This window comes from Plantactinospora sp. KLBMP9567, assembly GCF_033446045.1.
Taxonomy (GTDB): domain Bacteria; phylum Actinomycetota; class Actinomycetes; order Mycobacteriales; family Micromonosporaceae; genus Plantactinospora.
The window spans coordinates 1-16,258 of sequence record NZ_JAWQRR010000002.1; the positions used below are offsets into that span (position 1 = coordinate 1).

The 16,258-nt window shown below is 71.5% G+C and carries 15 protein-coding genes; 8 read left to right on the top strand and 7 right to left on the bottom strand.

Features of this window, described 5'->3' with window-relative positions:
- The first annotated feature begins 168 nt into the window (after positions 1 to 168).
- Positions 169 to 1,245: a WxL protein peptidoglycan domain-containing protein gene (locus R6Y94_RS00030; RefSeq protein ID WP_318393621.1), complete on the top strand. Its 1,077-nt coding sequence runs from the start codon at positions 169 to 171 to the stop codon at positions 1,243 to 1,245.
- A 78-nt stretch (positions 1,246 to 1,323) separates the two neighbouring features.
- On the top strand, positions 1,324 to 1,695 hold the full coding sequence (locus tag R6Y94_RS00035) for a hypothetical protein (protein WP_318393622.1): 372 nt from the start codon (positions 1,324 to 1,326) through the stop codon (positions 1,693 to 1,695).
- A gap of 87 nt (positions 1,696 to 1,782) precedes the next feature.
- Here the strand turns inward: R6Y94_RS00035 and R6Y94_RS00040 are convergent, their stop codons facing one another.
- A complete protein-coding gene (locus R6Y94_RS00040) occupies positions 1,783 to 3,996 on the bottom strand; it encodes an MMPL family transporter (protein ID WP_318393623.1) in 2,214 nt (737 codons plus the stop codon).
- Positions 3,997 to 4,102: 106 nt separating this feature from the next.
- Between R6Y94_RS00040 and R6Y94_RS00045 the strand changes: the two genes are divergently transcribed.
- Positions 4,103 to 4,723: a TetR/AcrR family transcriptional regulator gene (locus tag R6Y94_RS00045; protein ID WP_318393624.1), complete on the top strand. Its 621-nt coding sequence runs from the start codon at positions 4,103 to 4,105 to the stop codon at positions 4,721 to 4,723.
- A 115-nt stretch (positions 4,724 to 4,838) separates the two neighbouring features.
- Here the strand turns inward: R6Y94_RS00045 and R6Y94_RS00050 are convergent, their stop codons facing one another.
- Positions 4,839 to 5,036, bottom strand: coding sequence for a DUF3500 domain-containing protein (locus R6Y94_RS00050; protein WP_318393625.1), 198 nt, complete (start codon positions 5,034 to 5,036; stop codon positions 4,839 to 4,841).
- A 177-nt stretch (positions 5,037 to 5,213) separates the two neighbouring features.
- Here R6Y94_RS00050 and R6Y94_RS00055 point away from each other — a divergent pair, with 177 nt between their 5' ends.
- Both R6Y94_RS00055 and R6Y94_RS00060 read left to right on the top strand, forming a co-directional pair.
- A complete protein-coding gene (locus R6Y94_RS00055; RefSeq protein ID WP_318393626.1) occupies positions 5,214 to 6,677 on the top strand; it encodes a fibronectin type III domain-containing protein in 1,464 nt (487 codons plus the stop codon).
- 250 nt (positions 6,678 to 6,927) lie between these two features.
- Positions 6,928 to 7,773, top strand: a complete 846-nt coding sequence (locus tag R6Y94_RS00060; protein WP_412102662.1) for an SAM-dependent methyltransferase — start codon at positions 6,928 to 6,930, stop codon at positions 7,771 to 7,773.
- Between the two features lie 262 nt (positions 7,774 to 8,035).
- On the opposite strand, the gene R6Y94_RS00065 is transcribed toward R6Y94_RS00060, so the two are convergent.
- Positions 8,036 to 9,142: an epoxide hydrolase gene (locus R6Y94_RS00065; RefSeq protein WP_318393628.1), complete on the bottom strand. Its 1,107-nt coding sequence runs from the start codon at positions 9,140 to 9,142 to the stop codon at positions 8,036 to 8,038.
- 112 nt (positions 9,143 to 9,254) lie between these two features.
- Here R6Y94_RS00065 and R6Y94_RS00070 point away from each other — a divergent pair, with 112 nt between their 5' ends.
- Positions 9,255 to 9,734, top strand: coding sequence for a MarR family winged helix-turn-helix transcriptional regulator (locus tag R6Y94_RS00070; RefSeq protein WP_318393629.1), 480 nt, complete (start codon positions 9,255 to 9,257; stop codon positions 9,732 to 9,734).
- A gap of 60 nt (positions 9,735 to 9,794) precedes the next feature.
- Here the strand turns inward: R6Y94_RS00070 and R6Y94_RS00075 are convergent, their stop codons facing one another.
- A complete protein-coding gene (locus tag R6Y94_RS00075) occupies positions 9,795 to 10,235 on the bottom strand; it encodes a hypothetical protein (RefSeq protein ID WP_318393630.1) in 441 nt (146 codons plus the stop codon).
- Positions 10,236 to 10,597: 362 nt separating this feature from the next.
- Here R6Y94_RS00075 and R6Y94_RS00080 point away from each other — a divergent pair, with 362 nt between their 5' ends.
- Together R6Y94_RS00080 and R6Y94_RS00085 are read left to right on the top strand one after the other, a co-directional pair.
- A complete protein-coding gene (locus R6Y94_RS00080) occupies positions 10,598 to 10,930 on the top strand; it encodes a YciI family protein (RefSeq protein WP_318393631.1) in 333 nt (110 codons plus the stop codon).
- Positions 10,927 to 12,147 (top strand): RNA polymerase sigma factor, encoded by a 1,221-nt coding sequence (locus tag R6Y94_RS00085; protein ID WP_318393632.1) that lies wholly within the window; start codon positions 10,927 to 10,929, stop codon positions 12,145 to 12,147. The genes R6Y94_RS00080 and R6Y94_RS00085 overlap by 4 nt, the downstream gene beginning before the upstream one ends.
- 165 nt (positions 12,148 to 12,312) lie before the next feature.
- Here R6Y94_RS00085 and R6Y94_RS00090 read toward each other — a convergent pair whose 3' ends face one another.
- The 3 genes from R6Y94_RS00090 to R6Y94_RS00100 all read right to left on the bottom strand — a co-directional run bounded on the left by R6Y94_RS00090 (position 12,313) and on the right by R6Y94_RS00100 (position 16,246).
- Entirely contained in the window at positions 12,313 to 13,383 is a 1,071-nt protein-coding gene (locus tag R6Y94_RS00090) for a glycosyltransferase family 2 protein (protein WP_318393633.1), read from the bottom strand.
- The gene (locus tag R6Y94_RS00095; RefSeq protein ID WP_318393634.1) at positions 13,380 to 14,555 is read right to left on the bottom strand and encodes an iron-containing alcohol dehydrogenase; all 1,176 of its coding nucleotides are present in this window, start codon (positions 14,553 to 14,555) and stop codon (positions 13,380 to 13,382) included. Before R6Y94_RS00095 ends, R6Y94_RS00090 begins: the two co-directional genes overlap by 4 nt.
- A gap of 266 nt (positions 14,556 to 14,821) precedes the next feature.
- Positions 14,822 to 16,246 carry an AMP-binding protein gene (locus R6Y94_RS00100; protein WP_318393635.1) on the bottom strand — a complete coding sequence of 475 codons (1,425 nt, stop codon included), beginning with the start codon at positions 16,244 to 16,246 and terminating at the stop codon, positions 14,822 to 14,824.
- Positions 16,247 to 16,258: the final 12 nt, after the last annotated feature.

A 16,258-nucleotide genomic window follows, 5' to 3' on the forward strand; every position in this document is an offset into this window, starting at 1 on the left:
GGCCCCCCCCCCCCGGGGGGGGGGGGACCCCGGGGCCCCCCGCCGTGGCACCCCCCGCCGCCCATCCGTCGCCACACCGTCCCGGAGCAGTGCCCGGGAGACCGAACGCCACGAGGACGTCGGCCGTCCGGTCGACCAGGTCGTCGCAAGGACGAGCGAGGAGCCACCATGACCGCATCCCGACCCCGCCGCGTCGTCGCCGCGCTGACCGTCGCCATCACCCTGTCGACGGCGGTCTCCGGTCCGGCCGGTGCCGCCCCCGGCGACGAGTTCCGCTGGACCGTGGAGCCCGCCGCCGTGGCCGGGACCAGCCCACGCGGCCAGTTCCGCTACGACCTCGGCCCTGGCCAGCAGCACGACGACCGGGTGGTGGTGACCAACCGGTCGGCCCGGGCGCTCACCTTCACCGTGTACGCCACGGACGCCTCCACCTCGACGGACGGGGCGTTCGCCCTCCCGCCGGCCAGCCAGCCGGCCCACGACGTCGGCGCCTGGGTCGACCTCGGCCGCCAGACCCGGACCCTGCGCCCCGGTGAGCGGATCGTCCTGCCGTTCCGGGTGACCGTGCCACGGAATGCGACCCCTGGCGACCACGCTGCCGGGATCGTCGCCTCGGTCGCCGAACAGCGCACCGATGCCGAGGGGCAGCGGGTCAGCGTGGAGCGAAGGGTCGGCGCACGGATCTACCTGCGGGTCAACGGGCCGCTGGCGCCGATGGTCGACGTCGAGTCGGTACAGGTCTCGTACGCCAATCCCGCTGTGCCGTTCGCCCGCGGCCCGGCGACGATCACCTACCGGCTTCGCAACCCCGGCAACGTCCGGGTCGGCGGCGCCGCCCGGCTGCGGACCACCGGCCTGTTCGGCGTACCGCTCTCCGGTGGCCAGGACGTCACCCTGCCGGAGCTGCTGCCGGGCGCGCGGGTGACCCTGGTCCACCGGGTCGACGGCGTGCTACCGGCCGGCATGGTCACCGCCACGGTCCGCATCGACGCCACGAGCAGCGAGGGAGCACTGCCCACCGTGACCCGCAGCGGGACGGCCTGGACGGTTCCGTGGACGTTGCTCTACCTGCTCGTGGTGGTCGGCGCGGTGCTGGCCCTGCTCTGGTGGCGTCGCCGTCGGCGGGGCGCGGCCGGTACCGGATTCGAGCCGGCGGGTGAGCCCGTCGAGCCTGCCGGGGTCGGCGGACCGGACACCGATCCGGCGTACGAGGCTGTCGGCACGCCGCTCGGTACCCGATGCTGACGGGGTATGGCCCACCGGAGGACCTGCTTGCCCGTGCGGGATAGCGTGTCCGTCGTCGTGCCAAGGATCGGAGGCGATGTGTCCGGGGACCAGGTCCAGGTCGTGCTCGTGCAGGGTGTCGTACAGGTACCCGTCCTGCTGGTGCTGGTGGCGGGTCTCATCCTGGTGGCAGCCCGTCGCGACCGGCTTTCCCGGCTGGCCAGGGGCCTCGCCGTCGCGGGCTGCGGCGTGCTGCTGATCGGAGTCCTGGCAAACGTGGCGTGGCTGGCATCGATCCCCACGTTGCTGCGCGCCGGCCAGTCCGCGGCGGAGTTCGGCGTCATCAGTGCGGCTGTAGCCCTGGTGCTGAACCTCTGCCAGGCCGTCGGGCTCGGACTACTGATCGGCGGCGTGCTGACCGGCGGCATCCGGCCACCGGTCGCGGCCGGTCAACCTGTCGCGATGCGGTAGGCAACCTGGCGACCGCAATCACGACGATCTCCAGATCGGGGCTGACCGGGCGGGAACGGTGGTTCCGGCGGATCACCGGCCCGAGGGTCATCCCACCGGAAGCGTCGCGTCGGGTTCCGGAACGGGTTGGGCCGGGGGAGTCGAACCGTGCGGGTCGATCCGGCGATGGAGCCGGCGGAGCGGTGCCGGTGCCCACCAGTTGGCCCGACCGGCCAGGCGCATGAACGCGGGCACGAGCACCGCGCGGATGACGGTGGCGTCGACCAGGATCGCGACCGCGACACCGACGCCGATCATCTGGAGGTACATGACCCGGCCGGTGGCGTAGAGGGAGAACGACGCCGCCAGGATGACGGCGGCGGCCGTGATCAGTGGTCCGCTGCGCTGGAGTCCTTCGAGGACCGCACGGGTGTTGTCGCCGGTGACCTCGTACCGCTCCTTGATCCGGGACAGCATGAACACCTCGTAGTCCATCGACAGCCCGTACGCGACGCAGAACATCAGGATCGGGAACGCGGGATCGAGGGTGCCGATCGGAGTGAAGCCCAGCAGCGAGGAGAAGGCTCCCTCCTGGAAGACGAACACCAGCGCACCGAACATCACCGACAGACTGAGCAGGTTCAGCACGGTCGCCTTGACCGGGATGAGCAGGCTGCCGGACATCAGGAACAGCAGCACGAACGTGATCGTCAGGATCAGCACGACTACCAGCGGGACCCGTTGCATCAGGGTGGATCGGAAGTCGGTCAGCTCGGCGGGGTATCCACCGACCACCACCCGGTCGTACGGCGTCGGGATGGCGCGGATCCGCTCGACCAGGGCGGGGACCTCGGTGCCGGCGAGGACGTCACGGGTCGGGATGGCCTCCAGCCGGGTGCCGTCCGGGCTGGTCAGCCGCTCCGGGCGCGGTGCGGCGCGCACCAGTGCTCCGTCGGCGAAGATGCCGACGGCCGAGTTGACCTGGACGACGCCGTCGATCCGCGACAGTTCGGCGGCGTACCCCGCGGCGGCGTCGGGGCGTCCGTCGGGGGCGATGACGTGGATGGCGTCGTTCGGCTCCTGGGCGAAGTTGGCGCGCAGTTGGTCGTACGCCTGCCGGGTGGACGCCGACGGTGGCAGCACCCGGTCGTCGGGCAGTCCGATCCGCAGCCCCAACGCCGGTGCGCCGAGCGCGCCGACCAGGAGCAAACCGGCGACGGCGAACGGCAGCGGCCGGCGCATGACGCGCGCCCCGAAGCGGTGCCAGCGCCGTCCGGGTGCACCGGGCGCCGATCCGCGCCGGACCGCGCGGGGGCCGAGCGCCGCCAACGCCGCGGGCAGCAGGGTCAGTGAGCCGACTACCGCCATGGCGACGACCAGAACGCCGGCGTAGGCGAACGAGCGCAGGAACGAGTACGGGAACACCAGCAGCACCGACAGGGAGGCGGCCACGGTCAGCCCGCTGAAGATGACGGTGCGACCGGCGGTACGCACCGTCGTGGCGACCGCATGGGGCACCGGTGTACCGGCGGCGAGTTCCTCGCGGAAGCGTGCGATGACGAAGAGGCAGTAGTCGACGCCGAGACCGATTCCCATCACCAGCGTGATGTTGGCCGCGAACGACGACACCTCGGTCAGGTTCGCCAGCAGGCGTAGCCCGGCGAGCGTGCCGAGCACGGAGAACAGCCCGACGCCGAGGGTGAGCAGCGCCAGCCGGGCCCGACGGTACAGGGCGTACAGCAGCAGGAACATCAGCGGCACGACGAGCAGTTCGGCCCGGACGAAGTCCGCCGCCGCCTCTTCGCTGATCTGCGCGGACACCGCCTCCGCGCCGGCTACCCGCACCTCGATCGCCTGGTCGACGAGGGTGAACGCGGGCAGCAGGCGTTCCCTGATCTCCTGCCGTGCGGTGGTGGCGTCACCCTCCACGTGGGCCAGGATCAGCGCCTGACGGCCGTCCGTGCCACGCAGCGTCGGGTCGTTCCCCTCCGACCAGTACGACCACACGTCCCGGACCAGCGGCCGGCCGGTAAGGTCCGCGGCGATGCGCTGCCCGGCCTCGCGGACCGGCGCACTGTCCACGGTGTCGGTGCGGGCGGTGACCAGCAGGATCAGGTTGGCGTTGCCGGTGTGGAACTGCTGCCGCAGCATTCGCTGGGCGTGCACCGACTCGGTGCCCGGAGCTTCCCACCGGCTGAGCACCATGGCGCCCATCGCGCCCGTCCCGACGGCGGCGAAGACCAGGGTCGTGATCAGGCCCACGACCAGCGTGAGGCGGTGGCGCCGAGCGACGAGCGTGCCGAGGCGGTGCAGCACAGGCATGACGGTCCCCTGCTAGGCTCAAATACGAGCGGTCGCCCGTGTTCGCCACCATACGAGCGGCCACTCGTATTCGTCAAGGTGGCTTCGTGGTCGGAAGGGGACGCCGGTGACCCAGCCGCGAGCGGTCAAACGGCAGGCGCGGGGTCGGCAGCGGATCGCCGACATCCTCGACGCCGCGCTGGCCCTGTTCGCCGAGAACGGCTACGAGCGGACCAGCACCAACGCGATCGCCGCCCGCGCCGGCATGTCGCCCGGCTCGCTGTACCAGTTCTTTCCCAACAAGGAGGCCATCGCCGCGGCGCTCTCCACCCACCTGGTGGAGCAGATGCGGGCCGCCCACTCCTCGGCGTTCGACCTCTCCCGGGTCACCGACCTCACCCTGCACGAGCTGATCGACCGGATGGTCGACCCGCTGGTCACGTTCAACGCGAGCCATCCGGGGGCCAAGGCGCTGCTGGCGAACACCGACATGCCGGCCGGCACGCACGGGGCCACCCGCCCGCTGCACGAGGCGGTGGTCGACCGGGTCGCCGCCGTCATCCAGGCCCGGATCCCCACTCTGCCGGCCGCCGAACGCGACCTCGCCGCCATGGTCTCGGTCCGCATCGTCGCGGCCATGATGCCGCCTATCGTCGCCGTCGAAGGCGCCGAGCGCCGCGCGCTGACCGCCGAACTGAAGAAGGCACTGTACGGCTACATCGCCCCGCTGGATTCGGCCGGTAGCTGACGCCCGGCCCGCCCGCCCCGGTCGCCCGCAGTGAGGCACCGGCCCGCGCCCCAGCCGGTACGGGGCGCCGACGCTGGCCTGCCTGGCACGCCGGAAGGTGCGGCTGCCTTCCGTCCTATCGCGGTCGTCGCGGCCGCGTCGGTCGGTGCTGAGGCAGGCCGTAGCTCTGCGACTCCTGGTCATCTGCGTTGTGGAGCCGTGCGTAGTGAGGGGTGAACGTGGTGCCCCCGGGCGTTACGACGACGTGTACGGCGAGGTGGTGACCATTGATCCGCCAGCACCATGGCTCGGCGCCGTCCGGGTCGCCGAGCACCCGTAGCCAGTAGCGGTCACCCCCGGGGCGCCTCGGGTCGATCAGACTACCGTCGCAGGTCCGCCCGGAGGAGTGGCGGCAGGTCTGATGCTATGGGAGTGGTTGAAGAGGCCACCCTGGCCCTTGACAACCCGTGCATCTACATCCTTCGATGTCATTTTGAGTGTGGGAGGCTCCGTGCGACATGCGGCAGTGGTGACTGCGGCGCTCCTGGCCTTCGGCAGCGCGGCCGCCACGGCGGTTCCCGCTGGCGGCACGCCCGCCACGAAGGCGGCCGGCCGGCTGGCGGCACCGATCGACCTGGCGGTCAGCGGGGGCGGTGAGTCGGGGATGCTCTCGTGGCGGCAGCCGCCGGCCGGGCGGGCCCGCGCCTTCCGCGTCTACGAAGGCGGAGTCGAGATCGCCCGCAACACGACGACCCGCGCGCCGCTCACCAACCTCGGCTTCGCGCGCACCCGCACCTACACCGTCACCGCCGTTGACGACCAGGGTCGCGAGTCGGCGCACTCCGCCCCGATCAGTCGCCACCTCGGCATCTCCGGCATGCCACCGACGTGCGTGCCAGCCACCCTCAGCGACCTGGCCGCTACCGCTGTCAGCGCCTCGGCCGTCACGCTGAGCTGGACCGTCGACGGCGACCCCGGCACGACCGTGGTCACCGGCGCCCCTGCCGGCCCGCTCACGACCACCCAATCCGGAATCCGCGTCGGCGGCCTCAGCCCTGGCACGCCGTACACCTTCGAGGTCAGCCACCACCCCCACTGCTCCGGCCCGGCCGGGCCGGCCACGCGCGTGGCCGTGGTGACCGTGGCCGGCGCGGCGAGCACACCGGCTCCACCCGCCGACCCGGCCGTCACCGGGAGCACCGACACCACGCTCACCCTCGGGTGGCAGCCGCCGTCCACCGTCGCCACCCGCTACGCCGTCTACGAGTCCGGGCGCCATGTGGCGACTTCCACCGGCACGTCGGCGAGGGTGCGCGGTCTCTACCACGCCGCCGGATACGCCTTCCAGGTCACGGCATTCGACGCCCGTGGCAACGAGTCACCCGCCGTCGTGGTCGCCGGAAACACCGCCGCGTGCCAGACCCGTCCGCCGCGCCCGGCCGCCCTCACGGCCACCGTGCTGTCCGCGTCGTCGGTCCGGCTCTCCTGGGAGTACGACGCCTGGGCCAACGGCTACACGATCTACACCGGCGACGTGGCGGTCGGCACAAGCGCCGGCACGACGACCGTTCTCAGTGGACTACCCTCCGCCACGACACAGCGGCTGCGGGTCGTCGCCACACTGCCTGACACGTGCGGCCAAAGCCCGGCCAGCCCGGCCGTGGCCGTCACCACCCCAGCCGGCCCCGCCAACCGACCCGCCCGACCCACCGACTTCCGGGTGGCGTCGGCCAACCCGATGACCGGAGCGATGACACTTACCTGGACCCAACCGGCAGGGGACGAACCCGCTGTCGGGTACCGGGTGTACCGCGGTGCCGAGATCCTCGCGGAGGCAACGGCCGCACCGGTCACGCTCTCCCTCCCGCAGGCGACGACCCACGTGCTCGCGGTCGTCGCCGTCGACGGGCAGGGGATGGAGTCCGCCCGCAGCGCCGACCTGACGGTCCGCGTGCCGTACCTGCCCCCGCCGTAGCCCGGGCCGCCCGGCCCGACCGGGTTGGCGTTGCGGCTGTGGCTGGGTACCCGCTCGCTGTGTGGGTACGGACCGCGCAGGTCCGCCGGGTCACCCCGACGGACCCCGTCCGCCGGTGGAGGGGGTGGGCGTTGAACGGCCACCAGTCCGATCGCCGCGCCTCGAAGCGTACGCAGATCGTGCATTACCTTCGCCGCACGCGCCCAGCATGGTGCCGGTAGGCTGCCGCACAAGATTCCTGCCCTGACCGCTGTCCCAGGAGCCCCTCGTGTCTGTTGACCACAGTGTCGGAGATCCTGGTCAGCCCGCGCCGCGGATCAACACCGCCGTTGCGCACAACGCGAGGATCTGGGATTACTGGCTCGGCGGTAAGGACAACTACCAGGTCGACCGCGAGGTGGGCGAGCGGATCCGCGAAATGGTGCCGCACATCGATGCGGTGGCCCGGGCGGACCGCCGGTTCCTGTCCAGGGCCGTGCGCTACCTGGCCGGTCAGGTGGGCATCCGCCAGTTCCTCGACATCGGAACCGGGCTTCCGACAGCGGACAACACACACCAGGTCGCGCAGGCGATCGCTCCGGAGTCCCGCATCGTCTACGTCGACAACGATCCACTGGTGCTGGTGCACGCCCGGGCGCTGCTGAACAGCAGCCCCGACGGAGTCACCGACTACATCGAGGCCGACGTACGCGATCCGGACACGATCCTGACCCAAGCGGCGCAGGCCTTGAACTTCGACGAGCCGATCGCGGTCATGCTGCTCGGTGTCCTCAACTTCGTCCAGGACACCGGCCAGGTCCAGGCCATCGTGGACCGGCTCCTGGACGCGGTCCCTTCCGGCAGCTACCTGGCACTCACACACCCGACCACCGAACTCGGCGGTGAGGGAAACGTGGAGGCGATGGCGTACTACAACCAGCACGCCACCCCCAAAATCTGTGCCCGCAGCGGCGCGGAGATCGCCCGCCTTGTTCACCGGTTGGAGCTGGTCGAGCCTGGCCTGGTGTCGTGCTCCCTGTGGCGGGCCGCCGCCGACGAGAACGGCGGACAGCCGGTGCGGGTGCCGCAGTACGGGGTGGTCGGGCGCAAGCCCTGACCGATGACACCGGTGGTCCAGCTTGCTGGACAGCACGTTCCGGCTCACGTCCCAGCCGCGATGACCGCGCCGGCAAAGGGCGGGTGCGGGTGGCACGCGGGGTGCAGGCCGTCCTTGCGGTGCGCGACAGAAATCTGTCGGCCCACCGCTCCGCTACCGGTGAAGTGCGCCATCAGGTAACCCGTTAACGGATCCAGCGAGGCCGCCCGCCTGGGTGTCGCCACCGACCATGAAACCCCGGCGAACGTCACTGGACACCGTACTAGCCGGTGGCGACCTGGTAGTGGGACTCGATGTGGTTCAGGAAGAAGTCCCGAATGTCCCCGGCGAGCAACTCCGGTACCTCCATCGCGGCGAAGTGGCCGCCGTGCTCGAATTCCGACCAGTGCCTGATGTCGTACAGTCGCTCGGCCAGTGGTCGCACCGACAGCGTGATGTCGTACGCGAACACCGCCACGCCAACCGGTACCGGGCACGGCGCGGTTCGCCGCGGGGTGTCGCGGTGCAACCGCGCCGAGGAGGCCGCGGTGGCGGTCAGCCAGTACAGCGAGATGTTGGTGAGCATCCGCTCGTCACTGATCTGCGAACGGGGATCGGTCCACTGTGCGAAGCGCTCGGCGATCCAGGCGAGCTGGCCAACCGGCGAGTCGGTCAGCGCGTAGCCGATGGTCTGTGGGGTGCTGGCCTGCAGAGCCTGGTACGGCGGGCGGTTCGCCATCAGCTTCCTGACCTTGTCCAGCCGCGCCTCATCCGTCTCGGACAGTTCGACGTCGGCGTCCGGTACCGGCCGGGTCGGCAGGTAGTTGACGTGCACCCCGACGACCTGCTCGGGTGCCACCGCGCCGAGCGCCGTCGAGATGCCCGAGCCGAAGTCGCCGCCCTGCGCACCATAGCGTTGGTATCCGAGACGGTGCATGAGTTCGGCCCAGGCGCGTGCGATCCGGGCGACGTCCCAGCCACGCTCCTGGGTCGGGCCGGAAAATCCGTAACCCGGGATGGATGGAATCACCAGGTGGAAGTCGCGTGACAGCGGCTCGATCACGTCGAGGAACTCCAGGAACGAACCGGGCCAGCCGTGGGTGAGGATCAGCGCGAGCGCGTCCGGTTTCGCGGACCGGACGTGGACGAAGTGGATGTTCTGGCCGTCGATCTCTGTGGTGAAGTGCGGAAGCTCGTTGAGTCTGGCCTCGTGCTCGCGCCAGTCGTAGCCGGTGCGCCAGTATTCGACCAGTTCCTTGAGCCGCGCCAACGGGAAGCCGTAGTCCCACCCGGCGTCGGCGACCTCGTTCGGCCAACGGGTGCGGGAGAGCCGGTCGGTCAGGTCGTCGAGGTCGGCTTGGGGGATGTCGATGCGGAACGGCTCGATCATGGTCTCAGCTCCTAGGGCTTCGTTCGGCGGATAAACGTTTAGGTGGCCAACGTTTGGTGCCCTAACGGTATCACTGTCATTAGTGCTCCGAACGGTTCGTTAGACTCGTCACATGCAGAACCCGTCCGAGGAGGCGCCCGCCAGGTGGGAGAGTCTGCCCAGCTGGTTACTCACCCAGACGGGCAACCACGCGCACCGGCTGGTGGCCGAGGGATTCTCGTCCGTCGGCGCCCGCGGCTACCACTACCGCCTGTTGGCGACGTTGGAGGAGTTCGGCCCTGCCAGCCAGGCCGCGCTGGGTCGCCGTAGCGGCATCCACCTCAGCGACATGGTCGGGACGATCAACGAGCTCGCCGGGCTCAACCTGGTCGAGCGCGCCCCGGACCCCTCCGATCGGCGGCGCAACATCATCTCGCTGACCGCGGCAGGCAAGCGGCAGCTACGGCGACTGGAGAAGCGGCTCGCCGAATGCCAGGACGAATTGCTGGCTCCGCTGTCACCCGAGGAGCGACAGCGGTTGACCGAGCTGCTGTCCAGACTGTTGGACCACCATGACCGGCGAACCGGCATCGCCGAAGAGTCGCGGCACTGACCGGGTACGCCCCGAGAATTCCGGCCTTGACCCGGTCTCCGCCGGCTCGCCGCCGGCCGGTCAGCGGGTCGCGCTGAGCACCACCAAGCCGAGACACGCCAGTACCACCAGCAGGATCGCCGCGCCCTGGATCGCTCTCGTCCGCGCGCGCCGTCCCCGCTCCTCCTGCCACATCCGGTGCTGTGACTCCCGGCCCTGTTCGGTGTCGCGGCGCCAGTCGGGTTCGAGTACCGCCGTACCCTCGGCAATCGCGTCGGCGACCCGCCGCACGTCCTCGGCGCGGTACTCGGTCCAGGTCGTCGTGCCGTACGTGCCGGTCGCCTGTGCCTGGGTGGTGCCAACCCCGTTGGCCCGGACCACCGCGTCGTAGCGCCAGACGACCGGCCAGGCGAGCGCGACCTCCTCGGCGCTGAGATAGCCGTCGGTGGCGTAGTAGCGACCGCGACGCCGCCGGGCGATCAGGTCCGCCACCGGCACCGGTGTGGGGATCTCCACCGTCACGAGCCCTCCCGAGGAGTCACGCTGGGATCACTCTGCCGCACCCCTACCGCTCCCACAAGGCGCGGCGCCCGGCAGGCCGGGTCTGTGCTGCGGTGACAGCGCCGCTCGGCACGAGGGGGTGGCAACCACCGGCGACGAGGACCTCGCCCAGGACCACCGGCGCCGGCTCCTGGCCGCTCGACACCGATAGCATCGAGGCCGCCTACCAGCGCGAACACTTCCCGCCAACGCGTCCGATCGCCCGCCGCACGAAAACCCTGGAAGAAATTCCGGCGGAACGTGTCGGATCGAGGCGGCGGCGTTCGTAGCAGGGGTGAGCGGCGGCCCGAGGGACGGCCACCCGACGACAGGAGATGACTCCGATGGCGCAGTACCTGATTTCCGTGCTCGACGACACGACCAACTCCGCCACTGCGGAGGAGATGGTCGCGATCAAAGCCTTCAACGAGCAGATTCGGGCCGATGGCCACTGGGTCTTCGCCGGCGGCCTCGCGTCGCCCAGCACGGCCACCGTGGTCGACGGCCGGGACGGGGAGGCGGTGTTCACCGACGGGCCCTACCTGGAGTCGAAGGAGTTCATCGGCGGCTTCTGGATCATCGAGGCCCCCGACCTCGACGTGGCGCTCCGGATCGCCGCCCTGGGGTCGAAGCACTGCAACCGGAGGGTCGAGCTCCGGCCGTTCCTGGGCGCGTGACCGACGTCGACGAGGTGATCGCCCGGGTCCACCGCGAGGAGTGGGCCCGGGTGGTCGCGACCCTGGCCAGGCGGTTCGGGGACCTCGACATCGCCGAGGAGATGGCCGCCGAGGCGTTCGCGACCGCCGTCGAGCGCTGGCCGGTCGACGGCGTCCCGCCGAATCCCGGCGGGTGGCTCACCACCACCGCCCACCGCAAGGCCATCGACCGGATCCGACGTGAGGCCAGGCGCGAGGAAAAGCACAAGGAGGCGGTGATGCTGTCCGACACCCCCGAGCCGATCGGCGCCATCGACGACGACCGGCTCCGTCTCGTCTTCACCTGCTGCCACCCCGCGCTCGCCATGGAGGTACGGGTCGCGCTGACCCTGCGGATGGTCGGCGGGCTCACCGTGCCCGAGATCGCCCGCGCTTTCCTGGTCCAGGAGACCGCCATGGGCCAGCGGATCACCCGTGCGAAGGCGAAGATCAAGGCAGCGAAGGTCCCCTATCGCGTGCCGTCACGTGCGGACCTCCCGGCCCGGATCACCGGGGTGCTCGCCGTCCTCTATCTGATCTTCAACGAGGGCTACCTGGCCTCGGACCCCGAGAAGGAGGCGGTCCGCGCCGACCTGACCGCCGAGGCGATCCGGCTGACCCGGCTGGTCCGTGAGCTGATGCCGCCGGACGGCGAGGTCGCCGGGCTCCTGGCGCTGATGCTCCTGACCGAGGCTCGCCGGGCCGCGCGGGTGTCGGCGGGCGGTGAGCTCGTCACCCTCGACGAGCAGGACCGTGGCGCCTGGGACCGCGAGCTGATCGCCGAGGGCCACGCCCTGGTCCGCGCGCGCCTCGCCTCCGGCGAAGCGCCGGGGCGCTACCAGATCCTGGCCGCGATCAACGCCGTCCACACCGACGTCCGCGACGTCCGCGACACCGACTGGTCGCAGATCGTCGCGCTCTACGACCAGTTGGTCCGCCTGGAACCCTCGCCGATCGTACGGCTCAACCGGGCGATCGCGGTCGCCGAACTCGACGGCCCGGAGGTCGCGCTGGCCGAGGTTGACGGTCTGCCGCTGGAGGGCTACCACGCCTTCCACGCCACCCGCGCCAACCTGCTGCGCCGGCTGGGCCGCAGCGGCGAGTCGCGGACGGCGTACGACCAGGCCATCGCGCTGGCCGGCAACACCGCCGAGACGGCGTACCTCATCCGTCGCCGCGACCAGTTGGCCAGCCCCTGAGCCGCACCACCCCGATCACTGCCCCGGTCGCACACCCCGGCGCCCCGGCTTACCCGTGCCGACCCTGCCCCGGCTGGGACCGCCTGCCGATCCGCTGAGCCGGCCGCCGTCGGTAGGCTGCCGTCGGTCGGCCACCCCGTTCCGCTTGAGCCGGTCCGACCGGCGTCATCCGCCGTACGGCCGGTCCGGCGTCCTGTCCCACTCGAACGCCTCGTCATCGGTCCAGCCGAACCCGGTGAAGATCCGGTCCGGCCGCCCCAGTTGCAGCGCGCCGATGAACTCGCCGAGGTCGAACGACCAGTCGAGCAGAGCGCAGGCGGCGGCCTCGGCGACCGAGGTCAGCGACTCGTCGGTCGGGGCGAGCCGCTCCCGGGTGTCCCGGACGAGCAGCGCGGCGGCAGCCAGCGGCACCAGCAGCGCGGTACGCCCCCGGGAGTGCCGCAGTCCGGGCAGCGCCGCCACCGCGGCCAGCACCAGCACCCCGGTCCGGTTCAGCTTGGGCCGCCCCCGCTTCGGGTGGACGTCGAGCAACCACTGCCCGGACCGCCCGTAGGTGACCAGCCGCCGGCTCACCGTGCCGAGCGAGTCGGTGCTGCCCTTGTCGTGTACGACCACCGCCGCCGGGTCGCAGGTGATCGTCCAGCCCGCCTCGGTGAGTCGGATTCCGAGGTCGACGTCCTCGCCGCCGACGACGGTCAACGGGCGTTCGGCGAAGCCGCCGACGGACTGGAACGCGCTCTTGCGGACCGCCAGGTTGCAGGTCGTGGCCCAGGCGACCCGACGGCACTGTCCGGGCCACTCGAACGCGGCGTTGAGCAGCCGGGAGCGGCGCATCACCCGGAAGACGGTGGTGTCCGCCCCCTGCAGGTAGGTCGGCCCGGCGACCGCGCCGACTTCCGGCGGGGCGGCCCGCAGGGTCTTCAGGTGCCGCTGCAACAGGTCCGGGGTGGCCAGGCAGTCCGAGTCGATGAAGAGCACCAGGTCGTACCTTGCCAGCCGCACCCCCAGGTTGCGCTTCGCGCCGACGTACCGGGGCCCGAGGACGTACGTCGCACCGTGTTCCGTGCAGTGTGCCCGGTGCAGTCGGGCGTCGGCGGGGGTCGAGTCGTCCACCAGCAGGACCTGCACCGGCTCCGGGCAGTACGCGATGGCGTCGCGCAGGCTCGCCAGCAGTGCCCGGGTCTCCTGGACCCGCCCCTTGACCGGTACGACGACCGACAGACCGCGTTCCGTCACCTCGGCACCCCACTTCGCTGGCCGGAGGCCGCCCCGGCCTCCGTGCTCCGGATCACCGTCTCCAGGGCGTCCAGCACCTCTGCCACGGGTACGGGCACCAGCGGGCGCCCGTCCTCGCCCCGGACCGGTCGGCCCGGACCGTCGAGCAGCACCATCAGCACCTCGTCCGGCGCGCAGTCGGCGTACCCGCGTTTGTTGTCGGCGGTCAGCGCGCGCAGCACGGCCGCCCGGTCGAGCCGGCGGAACCGGTCGCCGGCCTCCGGCAGCCCGAGCAGTGCCGTCAGCCGGTGGTGCGCCTGCACGGTGTCCCGGTCCAGCCCGTGGAACCGGCGGCCCAGTTCGGCCGCGACCAGCATGCCCCAGGCGACCGCCTCGCCGTGCCCGATCGCGCCGGCCGAGGCGAACTCGACGGCGTGCCCGACGGTGTGGCCGTACTCGAAGACCACGGCCGGGCCCCGCTCGTGCGGATCGCCGGTCAGGTACGGCTGCTTGGCCTCGATCCCGATCTCCAGCAGGTCGCGCAGTGCAGCCGTCGGCCGGTGCCGCAGGTCGGCCATGGCCCGGACGAACCGCTCTCCCTGATCGGGCACCGCGACCAGGATGTTCTTCGCCATCTCGGCGAGGCCGGTGTGCAGGTTGCCCTGCGGCACGGTGCACAGCCAGCGCAGGTCGCAGACGATCAGCGAGGGCGGGAAGTAGGCACCGCAGAGGTTCTTGCCGGCCGGCAGGTTGACCCCCTGCTTGAGCGAGATCACCGCGTCGAACGCCGCGACCGGGGTGGTCGGGGCGTGCACCAGCCGGGTGCCCCGGTAGAGCAGCGCGGCGGCGAGTCCGGCGACGTTGCCGACGGTCCCGCCGCCCATCGCCAGGATCGCCGAGCGCCGGGTGAGCTTCCGCTCGGTGGCGTACTCCAGAATGGCCTGCACCGAGAAGAGCGTCTTGTCTGCCTCGACCGCGTCCAGGGTGAAGGTCTCGACCCGCAGATGCCGGGCGAGCGGGGCGGTCAGCCGGCCCGCGTGGTCCTTGACCTGCCGGTCGGCGACCACCAGCACCGCGTCGGCGCCGGCGAGCCGAGCTGCCACCGTGTCGACCAGTTCCGGTAGGCAGTCGACGCCGTACCGGTAGGGGACCCGGATGTCGCCGAAGACCAGATCGCGCGCGGTCAGTGCCATCGAGCACCGGTCTTCTCGACGCTCGGTGACCGAGAATTTTCGGAAAGATGGCCGGCCGGTAGCTGTCCTCGTATCGGCCGGAGGGTGTCTCTCGCGATCTGGTTGGACAAGGTCAAGGTCGGGCCCTCCCCGGATGAAACGCCACCACAACCAGCCGGAAGGGGTGGCCTCAGGACCGTCGGCGTCAGATTAGATCAGCTAAGATCGATCAGCAAGCCTTCCGGAAAGTATTCGCAACGACCGGCGAGGGTTTTCGGGATCGGCGGTCATTCGACCAGTGACCGATAGTCGATCTTCCCGTTCGGGCGTCGTGGCAGCCGGTCGATCGCGGTGGCCACCACACCCAGCCGATGCAGCCCGAGTCGTCCGGTCACCGTGCTGACCACCGCCGCCAGCCGGCCCCGGTCGGCCTCCTCGCAGAAGATCTGGATCCGGTCCCCGGCCGGTACGGCGGCGGCGGGGACGATCTGCGCGACCAGGTGCTCGACGGCGTCGAGGTTCACCCGGACCCCGAACGCCTTGCCGATCCGCCCCAGCCGACCGGAGAGCCACAGGTAGCCGTCGTCGTCGAGTCGACCGGTGTCGCCGGTGCGCAGTGTGCCACCCAGGTCGTCGCCCCGGCCGAGATCCGCGGCGGTCTCGGCGTACCCGAGCATCACGCCCGGCCCGTGCACCAGCACCTCGCCGCTGCCCGGATCACCCGGCCCGGCGGGATCCGGCTCGATCGACAGCCGGGTCCCCGACAGCGGCGGGCCGACCGAACCGAGCTTGGCCGGCAACCGCTCCGGTGGCAGTACGCAGATCCGGGGCCCGGCCTCGGTCTGGCCGTACATCACGTACAGCCGGCCGCCGTGTGCGGCCATCGCGGTGGAGAACCGGGTGACCAGTTCGGCGGAGAGCCGACCGCCGGCGGCGCTGAGCACCCGGACGCTCGGGTTGCGCTCCGGGCTCCACGGCTTGCGGGCCAGCAGTTCGTAGGTGTGCGGCACACCGGCCAGCGAGGTGACGCCGTAGCGGTCGACGTCCTGCCAGAACCCCTGGTCGAGTACACCGCGTCGGTCCAGCACGACCGTCGCGCCGGCGAGCAGGTGGCTGTGCAGCACGCTGAGCCCGTAGGAGTAGAACAACGGCAGGGTGGTGACGGCGACGTCGTCCGGGCCGATCCCGAGGGCGGTGCCGATCGACCGGGTGTTGGCCAGTACCCCGGCCGTCGACAGCCGGACCAGCCGAGGCCGGCCGGTCGATCCCGACGTGCCGAGCAGCAGGCCGAGTCGGTCGTGTGGCGGGACCTCCGGTCCGCCCCGCCGGACCCAGCTCAGCCCGAGGCCGGCCGGCTCCACGGCCCGGTAATCCGGTGGCGGGTCGGCGCCGGCCGGTCCGGGTACGCCGGGTGCCGCCAGCGCGTCCAATCCGAGTACGGCGGCAGGGGCGAACCGGTCGACCAGGTCCCGTACCGAGCCGGCGCCGATGCCCGCCCCCCAGGCGACGACCGGCCGGTGGGCCCGCAATGCGCCCAGATAGCACAGCACCGGGCGGAGTTCGTTCGGCAGCACACAGACCACGACGCCCGGCGGAATCGGATCGAGGGCCCGCAGCACGGCGTCGAGTGCGGCGTCGAGTCGGGTTCCGGTCAGCGTCTCACCGGTGGCCGCGTCGATCAGCCGCGCGCCCGGCGCCGGCAGCGGGATCATCGACCGAAAAGT